General features: G+C 46.1%; 9 protein-coding genes and 2 pseudogenes. 6 read left to right on the top strand and 5 right to left on the bottom strand.

The features are described from left to right. Nucleotides 1-76: 76 nt before the first annotated feature. On the bottom strand, nt 77-424 hold the full coding sequence (locus QUA54_RS01610; RefSeq protein ID WP_172190364.1) for a hypothetical protein: 348 nt from the start codon (nt 422-424) through the stop codon (nt 77-79). A gap of 105 nt (nt 425-529) precedes the next feature. Between QUA54_RS01610 and tmk the strand changes: the two genes are divergently transcribed. Further along, nucleotides 530-1198 (top strand): dTMP kinase, encoded by a 669-nt coding sequence (gene tmk / locus QUA54_RS01605; RefSeq protein ID WP_333193940.1) that lies wholly within the window; start codon nt 530-532, stop codon nt 1196-1198. A 66-nt stretch (nt 1199-1264) separates the two neighbouring features. Here tmk and QUA54_RS01600 read toward each other — a convergent pair whose 3' ends face one another. Beyond that, on the bottom strand, nt 1265-1456 hold the full coding sequence (locus QUA54_RS01600; protein ID WP_333412741.1) for a hypothetical protein: 192 nt from the start codon (nt 1454-1456) through the stop codon (nt 1265-1267). On the opposite strand from QUA54_RS01600, the gene QUA54_RS01595 reads away from it, so the two are divergent. Further along, entirely contained in the window at nt 1455-2417 is a 963-nt protein-coding gene (locus QUA54_RS01595; RefSeq protein WP_333412739.1) for a DNA polymerase III subunit delta', read from the top strand. The genes QUA54_RS01600 and QUA54_RS01595 overlap by 2 nt on opposite strands. Before the next feature lie 27 nt (nt 2418-2444). Next, nucleotides 2445-2930 (top strand): peptide-methionine (S)-S-oxide reductase MsrA, encoded by a 486-nt coding sequence (gene msrA, locus QUA54_RS01590; RefSeq protein WP_445301518.1) that lies wholly within the window; start codon nt 2445-2447, stop codon nt 2928-2930. A gap of 219 nt (nt 2931-3149) precedes the next feature. Here msrA and QUA54_RS01585 read toward each other — a convergent pair. After that, a pseudogene (locus tag QUA54_RS01585) lies at nt 3150-4598 on the bottom strand (IS5 family transposase). A gap of 475 nt (nt 4599-5073) precedes the next feature. After that, nucleotides 5074-7236, bottom strand: a complete 2163-nt coding sequence (locus QUA54_RS01580) for a CBS domain-containing protein (protein ID WP_333412737.1) — start codon at nt 7234-7236, stop codon at nt 5074-5076. 150 nt (nt 7237-7386) lie between these two features. Here QUA54_RS01580 and QUA54_RS01575 point away from each other — a divergent pair, with 150 nt between their 5' ends. The 3 genes from QUA54_RS01575 to QUA54_RS01565 all read left to right on the top strand — a co-directional run bounded on the left by QUA54_RS01575 (nt 7387) and on the right by QUA54_RS01565 (nt 10901). Next, the gene (locus QUA54_RS01575; RefSeq protein WP_333412735.1) at nt 7387-9951 is read left to right on the top strand and encodes a PhoD-like phosphatase; all 2565 of its coding nucleotides are present in this window, start codon (nt 7387-7389) and stop codon (nt 9949-9951) included. 219 nt (nt 9952-10170) lie between these two features. Next, entirely contained in the window at nt 10171-10446 is a 276-nt protein-coding gene (locus QUA54_RS01570) for a hypothetical protein (RefSeq protein WP_333412734.1), read from the top strand. A gap of 14 nt (nt 10447-10460) precedes the next feature. Beyond that, nucleotides 10461-10901 (top strand): PIN domain nuclease, encoded by a 441-nt coding sequence (locus tag QUA54_RS01565; RefSeq protein ID WP_333412732.1) that lies wholly within the window; start codon nt 10461-10463, stop codon nt 10899-10901. 270 nt (nt 10902-11171) lie between these two features. On the opposite strand, the pseudogene QUA54_RS01560 reads toward QUA54_RS01565, so the two are convergent. Next, nucleotides 11172-11921 (bottom strand): annotated as a pseudogene (locus QUA54_RS01560) (WD40 repeat domain-containing protein); the annotation flags it as partial.

Raw genomic sequence — 11921 nt, 5'->3', positions numbered from 1 at the left:
CGACGTTACTTAGAACCCCCTGATTCATCTTTAGAGTCAATCGAAAATCTCACACCTCAAATTGACTGACTGATGGCTACAGTGCCATACTTTCCAAGAGCCGCCAATTATTGTTGTTCATAATTGAACGACTGACTAGCTCGAACATTTGACGGCAGTGGTTGTTGGTTTGCAGTGGCAGTTCCTCGTTTTTAATCACGAAGTTCATGCGAACCTCTGAGTCGCTAGCCGTGTTTTTCTCAATTAGGACTTCTGCGGTGACAAGTTTGGGAATCGAAACTTGACCGGGAAGTTCGCGAGCCATGACGGAATCTCCTGTATTGTAGATAATATCAAGATTGCATGACTCTAAAATTTCAATCAGGGACTGACGGAGACGGTCGATCGGAACGGCAACGATAAAAAAACCAGTATAGCGAGCCATAGACAACTCCAGCCGTGAGGCATTTAGACTTTATTATCATACCGAACCTAGAACCGATTCACAGAACAATATGAATTTATTTTATTCAGGTGGAAAGTTAGGGCAATGAAGGGCAAACTTATCGTGTTTGAAGGGGTTGAAGGTGCGGGTAAAACTACGCAAATGCAGCGGTTGATACAGTTCCTGCAAGCAAGTTGCTGTCTGAGAGTCCGCTTGGTGGCTACTCGCGAACCGGGGGGTACTGAGCTGGGAAGGGGACTGCGACATTTGTTGCTGAAACAAGATGGGGGCGAATCTGTATCCGATCGAGCAGAATTACTGATGTACGCTGCCGATCGCGCTCAGCACGTCGAAACTTTTCTTAAACCAGAGTTATCGAAAGGAACGATTGTTTTATGCGATCGCTTTACTGACTCTACGATTGCTTATCAGGGCTACGGCCGCGGTCTTAACTTAAATTTAATTAAACAGTTGAATGAAATTGCCACCGGCGGCTTGGAAAGCGATCTGACTTTGTGGCTGGATATTAAGGTGGAGGCGGGTTTGGCGAGGGTAAAAGCTCGGGGAGGGTGCGATCGGATCGAGCAAGCTGATTTGAAGTTTCACCAACTTGTCCAGCAAGGTTTTGCGGAGTTAGCCGGGGAAAATGGATCTCGAATTGTCCGGATAAATGCCGATCGCCCTGAATATGAAGTCGCTCAGGAAATTCAAGATATTGTAACTCGCAGGTTAGAAGCTTGGGGATATTCAAATAATACCATTTCAGAAAAATAGCGCTACATAATATCTAGAAACACGGCAATACCGTGTCCTGCTCCAGGAACTTACAACTTAACATTGTTAACTCAAAACAATTATTGAGCAGTCCATTAAACCACAATAGCCTTTTAGTATTATAGTAGCCGCGCCGACGGTTATGATGTACTTAATTGCTAAAACCCTAGATTTTATTCCTTCTTCCTTCTTCCTTCTTCCTTCTTCCTTCTTCCTTCTTCCTTCTTCCTTCTTCCTTCTTCCTTCTTCCGCAAACATGGATTATTTTACATCATTAATCGGACAAGAGCGAGCAGTAGAATTGCTAACTCAAGCAGTCGAGCGAAACCGAATTGCTCCTGGTTATTTATTTATCGGCTCTAACGGCATCGGCAAAAGTTTAGCGGCTCAGTGTTTCATTGAGCTTTTATTCTCAGCCAACCTTTCCGAAACCAGACTAATAGCCTCCGTGCAAAATCGCGTGCGACAGCGAAATCATCCAGACTTGCTCTGGGTAGAACCAACTTACATGAACCAAGGCAAACGGCTGTCGCCAAAGGAAGCAGAGGAAGCCGGTTTAAAGCGGAAAGCACCGCCACAAATTCGCTTAGAACAAGTTCGAGAAATCGGTGAATTTCTCAGCCGACCGCCGCTAGAAGCGGCGCGTTCAGTCGTAGTTTTGGAACAAGCAGAAACAATGGGCGAGGGAGCCGCTAACGGCTTGTTGAAGACATTGGAAGAACCGGGAAAAGCAGCGCTCGTTTTAATTGCTCCGACAGTGGAAGCTTTGCTGCCCACTTTGATTTCCCGCTGTCAAAAAATCCAGTTTTCTCGGCTGAATCCCGAAGCAATGGCACAAGTTTTGCAGCAAGCGGGATTCGCGGAGATTTTATCCCATCCCGAGGTAATGGGGATGGCTCAGGGAAGTCCTGGCGAGGCAATTTCTATTTGGCAACAACTGCAATCAATACCCGATGATTTGCTGCAAAAGGTGAAGCAGTTGCCTCAAAATCTGCGGTCTGCTTTGGAATTGGCCAAGGAAATTGATAAAACTTTAGATACTGAATCTCAGTTGTGGTTAATTGATTATTTACAGCACTGTTACTGGCAGCAATTTTTGGCAGGGGGAATTAGTCGATCGCCCTTAGAACCCTTGGAAAAAGCGCGACAATATTTGCTAAACTACGTACAGCCGCGATTGGTTTGGGAATGCACACTGATGGGAATATGTCAAGCATAATTTATTGCCAAGTTTGAGCGCAATACGATGAGTAACACGATGGAAAAAGCCACATTTGCCGCCGGTTGTTTTTGGGGAGTTGAACACAAGTTTCGCGCCGTTGCGGGTGTTGTCTCGACTGCTGCGGGCTACACAGGAGGTCACTGGCCCAATCCCTGCTACCTGGATGTTTGCGCCAGAGTCACCGGTCACGCTGAATCTGTGCTGCTAGAGTACGATCGATCGCAAGTGAGTTACGAAGCACTGCTAGATGTATTCTGGAACTGTCACGATCCTACCCAAATCAATCGCCAAGGCCCCGACAGAGGCGAACAGTACAGGTCTGTGATTTTTTATCACAATTCCGAACAAGAAAAAGCGGCTCGCGCCTCCAAACAAAAATTGCAAATTTCCGGTAAATACGACAAAGACATTGCCACCGAAATCAAACCTGCTGGTGAATTTTATATGGCCGAGGATTACCACCAGCAATATATTGAGAAGAAGCGGCTTTCCTCAAAAGTTATTAGTTAACAAGTAGGCAGACGCGACAAAAAAAATATTAGGTGCGGGTAAGGCAATGCTCTATACTAGCCGCCGGTTTAGGATTAATGCAAAACCCGGTTTCCCCAGGCCATGTTTATTTTTACCTACTTAAGGCTTGCTGAATAAGTAAAGGAAAAGTTCGATCGAGATCGCTCATCTATATTAAGCTTCCTCTAATATAAGTTTAATTGGTCTATGATTTAGCAATTAATAGCTTTTGATAATCATCACTTGGTTAACAGGTATTATTTTGAGTTTTTGATAAAAAATGGCACAAAAAACCCGTCTTAACTAGGTAGAAAGATTCATGACTAAAAAAGTAATAGCAATCGCAGTCTGTGAAGTAGGAAGTTTTGTCATTACTCGATCGAGACTAAACTTTCTTTTGCCTTGTCCAAATTTTCCCTCAATTGCATTGCGAATTTTCTCATCTTCTTTGGCTTGTCTCTTTTTTTCTTTGCTTACCTGGAGTGGAGGTCTGTCTAAAGCCTGTCCACTAATTCTAATGCCTCTTTCTTTGCACCATGCTTGGTTATCTTTTGTCCGACAAATTTTATCGACACGGACAGATTCTAGGTAATAACCAGTAAATTTGTGATAAGCGTCTATTTGAGCTTTGAAGTCTCCCGATTCGTTAAAATTATCCCAACTGATTCGATGTAAAATCACCTATCCCTCAAAACAACTCGCTGAAAGCTTAGCTCCAAACTCTACTGATTTTCCTGCTTTTCCTCGCGACTATGGGACGAATCCGAGGTTGGCTTAAACTTACAATCCTGTCGGCAATACTTTGTTGGTAATTTTGCCAGAACCACAATTGTTGCCGATAGACTTCGGACACTACTAGCAAGGTCTTATATTGTTTTTTGCTGAGACTTTCCAGGGATGCTCCTAACTCGATTAACAGTGAAATGTGAGAAAGGTTTCTTTTGACATACTGGAGTTGTTTTTTCAGAGCTTTCCTTTTCTGTTTCCCGGAAGGTCGTCTTTGTTTGGCAACTTCTAAGTAGTCTTTTCTGGCGATCTTGCGATAGGTTCTCGGTTTGTTCAGAACTAGAAAGTTCAGCGTTTTCTAGAGAATGTCTATGATTTTTTCCGTGTGTTCTCTTGCTTTATTTAAGAGAGAGAAGTCCGTTGGATAACTAATATCGGCTGGAGCGCAAGTGGCATAAGCGGATTAATTTTCCTTGATGTTTAGGCGCGTCGCTTTCTCGCTCGGGATTTTTTTTTCCTCATGTGAGCTGGTTCCTAACCGCAATCTCCTCACCACTTCCGCGTTGATTTTGTTGACGAGTTCGGCGCTGATTCTTTGTCGGAAGTGTACTAATAAGGATGGATCGAATGGCGCTTCGTTGCTGTAGGATGATTGACTTATAAAGTATTGTAGGTAAGGGTTTTCCCTGATTTTATTTACGGTTTCACGCGGAGCTAGTTCCCAATTTCTCCTTAATAATTAATGCCCCTAAGGCGAGCCGAAATGATTTAGCTGGTGAACCCATTTCTGTGGTGAAGTTTTGAGCATATTCGGCTTCAAATTCTGACGGCCGGAATTACTTGGGCCATCAGCACCCAACGGTTATTTGTTGCCAACCTTGCCCCTAAGGGGAGTTCAAATTCTGCTGCTGGGCCATTAACTTGTTCAGCTTTTCGGTACACGATCGCCCTTGGAGATGCACGAGTTTTGAGCTATCTTACCAAGAATTCTGGCATTTGACCACCCAGTCACCCTACCAGCTCGTTCGGATATTCAAGCGTTTACCGACGCTAGTATCCTGTATATAGCGTTTGATTTACTTAACCGCTATTACTAGCCTTTTCAACTTCTTGGGGAAGCCGGAGGGATCGATTTGTTATCTTTATTCAGCAAGCCCTAGCTAGTTACTCGGCTAGGTTTCCTCACCTGCATGAATAGTAAGTTGTCATTTATGGGAGATTAAAGTGCGAGCTCCAACCCTTGATTGGGTTTACCCCATCTTTGCTAGCCATCCTCCCTTTCGGGTTATCGGGTAAACGAATCGCACCTACTGATACCAGTTTAAAAAAAGAATGAAATAGCCCTGCCCGCGATCCAAACTACGAGCTTCATCAGTCATTTCCATTTCTTCAATTCTTCAATTCTTCAATCCTATGACTAATGACAACTGACGATTGGAATCTCGATCGCAAACTCAGTGCCCCGTCCAGCTTCCGAAACGCAATCGAGCCGCCCCCCGTGCTGTTCCACAATTAAATGGTAAGAAATCGACAGTCCCAACCCAGTGCCCTTGCCTACGGGTTTGGTAGTAAAAAACGGGTCAAATAATTGGCGGCGAATCTCCTCCGGTATGCCCCGCCCGTTGTCGGAAATGCGGATCGCCACAAAATCGCCGCCAACAACTTCAGTGCGAATTGTAATAGTGGGAGAAGTCACTGAAGAACTAGGAGTTGACGGGGGTAAATTTTTCCCATATCTCCTCGCCCATTCCCCTTTCTGAATTTCTTCATCCAAAGCATCAATAGCATTGCCGATAATATTCATGAACACCTGATTGATCTGACCGCCACAGCACTCGATCAGGGGCAAATTACCGTATTCTTTAATAATGTCAATAGCTGGATGTGCGCCGTAAGCTTTGAGCCGATGCTGCAAAATCAACAAAGTGCTGTCGAGTCCCTCGTGAATGTCAACGAGCTTGATGTTAGATTGATCCGATCGCGAAAAATTGCGCATCGATACAACTATTTGGCGGATGCGCTCTGTTCCTACTTGCATAGAAGACATGATCTTAGATAAGTCTTCTACCAAAAAATCGACTTCCATCTGTGCTGCTGCTTCCCGAATTTCCGAGACTGGTTCGGAATAGTGCTGCTGGTAAAGTTCCAACAGTTGGAATAATTCTTTGATGTAGTGGCTGGCGTGGGAAAGATTGCCGTAGATAAAATTAACAGGATTGTTAATTTCGTGAGCGATACCGGCAATCATTTGTCCCAAAGAAGACATTTTTTCGGTTTGCACTAATTGAGTTTGAGTTTGCTGCAACTTTCGTACAGTTTGCTCTAATTGCTGCGCTTGATTTTTCAAGCAAGCTTGCTTTCGCCGCAGCGCTTCTTCGACTCGCTGGCGCTTGATAATATCGCGTCTCAACAATTCATTTGATTCTAAAAGTTGAGCAGTGCGTTCTTCAACTTGTTTTTTTAAGTCGTCATGAGCTTGGCGCAGGGCTTCTTGGGCCCGCTGCCGCTCTAAAATTTCTTGCTGCAAAAGTTCGTTGGCTTCCTGCAATTGAGAGGCTCGATCGTCAACTGCTTGCTGCAAAAGCTCGATCGTCCCGTACATTTCTGATTGGTTAAAAACTTGCGGCAAACTTGTCACAGAGACAACGCCCAAAAGTTCTCCGTGACTGCCAACTACTACCAAACGGCGGAGACAGTGCCGCTGCATCGACTGATGGGCACTCCACAGGGAATCGGCGGGAGATATGCAAAATAAAGGCGCACTCATGACCCTTGCTGCCGGGATTTCCGAGAGGTTTAATTCGAGCGCGTGAAACTGCACAATATCCCGCTCGGTGACAATGCCGATCGGAATTTGGTAATTTTCTATTGGTGCGATCGCCCGCTGTGGATGCTGAGTTTGCTCTTCGACAATGACGACGCAACTAACTCGATACTTGACCATGAGTTCGGCTAAATCGAGGGCTGAGGCAGTTTTTGGGGCCGAAATGACATCTTTAGTCATGACATCTGCTGCACAGCGCAAATTGGTTAGCAAGTTAACCGGTTGCAGGGCTTCGTGAATGGCTTCGCGGGTGATGATGCCGAGAAGTCGCGAGTCTTCGTCCACTACGGGCAAATGCCGAATCTGATGCTGGCGCAACGTGAATATAGCTGTGAAAATATCTTGAGACTCGGATTGTTTGAGAGTAATGGGCGATCGAGTCATTACGTCAGCAATTGTCAGTCCTACCGCACAAGCTGCTACGGTAGTTAGTTTGACGATATCTCGTTCTGTAAAAATGCCGATGGGCCGATTATCTTCCACGACTAACACGCAACTGCGCTTGGTCGGACTCGGAAGAGCGTGTGGTTTTTCGCCATAAAGCCGACAGGAGACACGCATCGGGTTCATCAAAGCCAACACTTGGGCGATCGGGGTTTCTGGAGCCACGGTGAGGGGGTGGCGGTCGATCGCCCGATCTAAAGGTGAAGAGTAGAGCGGCGGACTGTTGGGCCTCTCGGCGGGTTCTGATGTTTTAATTGCTGGCGGCTGCAGGGCTGAATCTAGGAACTGCTGTAATTTTTCTTCTTGTAGCATGGTTGATTATTAATTTTACTTAATGAATTGTTACAATTTTGCAGACTGGGGTTGGCAGACTTAGCATTAATTAAGCGGATTACAGATGCTCGATCGCCTGAAATTTCATTGCTAGAAAACCCCTGATTGAATTTTTATTTTTTAAATCCTATGTCGTGGACGCCATTAAGTCATCGAATTCATCATTTGCCGCTCATCCTTGCGGGCCCAATTTTGCGCCGGACTGAAAGTCGGGCAGTGACTGTTTGGCTGGCTCTGAAAGCACCTCGCCAAGTCGAACTCAAGGTTTATTCGACAGAGGGCGGAACCGGCGAAATTGTCGGGGTGCCATTGCTCCAAGGTGCGAACTCTACCGTGCAGCTCGGCAAATACCTGCACGTAGTGGCGGTGACTGCTAAACCGATCGACGGCAACGTCTTGACATCCGGGCAAATTTATGCTTATGACATCGAGTTTGCTGGGAGTCGCGAGTCGCCGTCGGGGGTTGCAGTCCCAGAAAATGAGAAAGAAAATCTCATTTCTTGCCTGTGGCCGGCGTCCCCTGATTGGTCGGCTTTGGGACGGGAGACGATCAGTTATTTCGCTCACCAGTTGCCCACTTTTGCCCTGCCGCCGAACGATTTAAACTATTTGCGTATCGTTCACGGTTCTTGTCGCAAGCCCCACGGAGACGGCAGAGATGCCCTGCCAATCTTGGATAATTCGATCGAACAGTTTGCAAGTACGGCAAATAGCAGGCCCCACCAACTGTTTTTAACGGGTGACCAAATTTACGGCGACGACGTTGCCGATGCGATGCTGTGGGCTTTGACTGATGCTGGCGATACCCTGTTAGGCTGGGAAGAGAGTTTACCCCTGATGGATGATGCCCAAATTAAAAAGAATTTGTGTATCAGTATACCTAAAAATGCGGAAAACGAAAATACAGTTGGCCAAGAGAGGGAAATTTTTAGAGAGTCACCTATTCAGAAACCGTCTGATGGTAAGTATGAGTCCAAAAAACCAATTGAGTTACAGCCGGGGACTCGCAGCGATATTGCCAGAGATTTTGGCGGCTTTACCGCGATGTTGGTGAATAAACCCAAAAATGCTAAAAGTCACTTGTTTAGCTTGGGCGAATATTATGCGATGTATTTGTTAGTTTGGTCGCCGGTACTTTGGTGCGAGCGTTTTCCGAAGGGTAAGGATATTTGCCCAAATTCTAAGCAGGCAAAAGTCTGGGATAGAGAAGTTGTTGAACTTGACGGTTTTGTTCGCAACTTGTGGAGGGTGAGGAGGGCGCTAGCGAATATTCCTACTTATATGATTTGCGACGACCATGATGTTAGCGACGATTTGTATTTGAATCGAGAGTGGTGTTACCGGGTGCTGGGGAAGCCGCTGGGCCGGCGGGTGGTGCAGAATGCTTTGCTGGCTTACGCTGTGTTTCAGGCTTGGGGAAATACGCCCGCACAGTTCGATCGCGAAAAACCGGGATATAAATTATTAACAACTGCTGAAAAATGGTCGAATTCGGCGGGGACTGATGTTTCTGCTTGGGAGGAGGCGGCTTCGTATTTGGGAATTCCAGGGCTCGATCCGAAAACTCATTTGCCTAAGTTGAAATTAGATGAAGATGTTTTTATTTTGGATCGGGGTGGCGAGGGTGTAAGTGAGGTTTTGAATTGGCATTTTACTGTGAGAAGTTTTAAGCACGAGGTGATTGTGCTGGATACGCGGAGTTGGCGGGGGTATCCGGTGAAAAGCGCGATCGATCCGCCGATGCTTTTGACTCACAAAGGTTTTGAGGAGCAAATTCAGAAACCTTTGAAGGAGACTGATTTGCTGAATAAAACTGGGGAGTTTGAGATTGAGGCGACGCTGGTGGTTGTGCCGACAAATTTGGTGGGTTTGTGGATTATTGATGTGGTGCAAAAGTGGGATGTGGAACAGGGGAAGGTTTTTAATAGTGATGCGGGGGATGCTTGGAATTTTCACGAGTTGGCTTTTGTGAAGCTGTTGTCAGAGTTGTTTAAACAGCGCGATCGGGTGATTCTGTTGACGGGGGATATTCACTATGCTGCTGCTGTGCGGCTGAGTTATTGGTCTGATTGTCATTTTGGCGATTCTCGATCGAATATTGAGCTTTTGAAGGGGGCGAATTATCAATCAAATTGTCAATCTTCTGTGTTGGCGCAGTTGACAGCTAGTGCTTTTATCAATGAGGAGTGGAAAACGCATTTAATTCATACTAAGATTAAGTCGCTGCTTCCTGAGCGATCGCACGAATGTTTGGGATGGAATGAGCCGCTGGAATTAATTAAAATTTCGAGGGGTGGCAGAAAGAAAGCTTTGGCGGCTGCTGTCAGAAATAGACAATCTCTGCCTGATTGGGGCTATCGGGTTGACTGGATAAAACGACAAAAAGCTCGGATGTTTTTGCAGCTAGAAAAGGGAACTGCGTCAAATAGATCGCATACAGATAAACGATTGTCAGTGCTGCGCAGGTTGTGGAATTTTATATCGCTGTTGTGGCGCAATCGCTGGCTGCAAGAGGGTGATGAGATTGTGGGATATAGCAATATTGCGATCGTCAGTTTTCAGTGGCCTGCTGAGGGTGATGGGGAGAAAGCGGTGATGCAAAATGTTTATTGGCGGCCGCTTTGGGCATCGGATAGTGTGGTTTACAGTCAATATTTCGTGCCGCTGGGATTGGATGAGCCAAGGGTTGATTGATCGGGTGTTCTGCATTTAAATTTAACTTTTTGGGCGTTGCTCAAAGCCCACCCGACGGGTTGAAGAGTCGATCGCCGATTTCCCAAAAAGTCGATCGCCCCTTTCCCTAAAAGCCGAGATCCCTTCCCCTTCTCTCGCAGTTGGGTAAATTTGACAAAATTTGATATTTTTGCTATAATTTCCTGAAATTAATCACAATTAAAGCTCAACTATAAATATATGGAAGCTGTAATTGAAAGCATTGTAAGTAAGCTGCGTTATTTAGGTAAACCGCAGCTAGAAGTTGTTCTTAATTTTGTTGATTTTCTAACTTGGAAGTCAGGGCCCGGTCTGTTATCAAGAGTAAGTGATTCTGAGGCAGAAATCAGCGATCGCGAGTTTGAAATAATTTTAGATGAATTGGCTGATGATTCCATTAAAAACATGGGAGTAAATGTCCCTATGCTATCAGATTTTGCCATAAGTCGTGAAGGCATCTACGAGGATCACCCTTAGCAATGTTATGTCTTGTGGATACGAATATTTTGCTGCGGTTTGCCGATCGCTCTCATCCTTTATACCCTGTAACCCGAACTGCCGTAAAAAAATTGCGACAAGATGGATATAAACTGCAAGTAGCATCACAAAACTGCGTTGAGTTTTGGAATGTGGTTACTCGCCCGATCGAGAAAAATGGCTTTGGGTTGACTCCTGCTGATGCCGATCGCCTGTTACAGCGGATAGAGCGTCTTTTTCCGTTGTTTCCCGATACGCATTTAACATACTCCGAGTGGCGTAGGTTAGTTGTTAGCTACAGAGTTTCGGGAATTCAGGTACATGATGCTCGTCTTGTGGCTATTATGAAAGCAAATGGTGGAGCACATATTTTGATGCTAAATGTTAAGGATTTTACTCGCTACGCCAGCGAAGGAATTGTGCCGATCGATCCGAATACTATCTCCCAACAATAAAAGTCGATCGCACATTTCTCTCAAATTCGATCGCTCATCCACAAAAAACCCGGTGGTTGAAACCCAAAAAACCCGGCGGTTGGAAACCGCGGCTACAGAGACAAAACCCGCCTTCGCGGGTTGAAGATTTCACCTGATGATTTTCAATCTCCAAATACCCTCTTCGTCCGCGTAGGCGGACATCGTTTGTGTAGACGCGGTTTCCAACCGCCGGGATTTCAACCGCCGAGAATTTCAAATTAGATCACCCGAATCGACCCAAAAATCCGATTATCGCCCGCCGCTAACTCCCTCCAATCGCAGGAAATGCACCCGGCCCAACGAATCCCCCGCTACAACTGTCACTCCATCAGGGGCGATCGCACAGCAATCAAACTCAGCATCTCCGCTGAAACTAGCAACTTCTTGGCCACTAAGCAAATCCCAGATTTTGAGAGTGTTATCCCGTGAAGCGGAAATCGCTGTGAGGCCGTCTGGTGCGATCGCCACTGCTTGTACCCGGTTAGTATGATTGGTGAGGGTTCTAACTTCGGTACCTGTCTCGGTGTCCCAGATTTTCAGGGTGTTATCCCGTGAAGCGGAAATCGCTGTGAGGCCGTCTGGTGCGATCGCCACTGCATATACCGAGTCAGTATGACCGGTGAGGGTTCTAACTTCGGTACCACTCTCGGTGTCCCAGATTTTCAGGGTGTTATCCGATGAAGCGGAAATCGCTGTGAGGCCGTCTGGTGCGATCGCCACTGCTTGTACCCGGTTAGTATGACCGGTGAGGGTTCTAACTTCGGTACCACTCTCGGTGTCCCAGATTTTCAGGGTGTTATCCGATGAAGCGGAAATCGCTGTGAGGCCGTCTGGTGCGATCGCCACTGCTTGTACCCCGTTAGTATGATTGGTGAGGGTTCTAACTTCGGTACCTGTCTCGGTGTCCCAGATTTTCAGGGTTTTATCCGATGAAGCGGAAATCGCTGTGAGGCCGTCGGCTGCGATCGCCACTGCATATACCGAGTCAGTATGACCGGT

This window comes from Microcoleus sp. MOSTC5 (assembly GCF_036701825.1).
Classification (GTDB): domain Bacteria; phylum Cyanobacteriota; class Cyanobacteriia; order Cyanobacteriales; family Microcoleaceae; genus Microcoleus; species Microcoleus asticus.
This window is presented reverse-complemented; position numbering and strand designations above follow the sequence as displayed.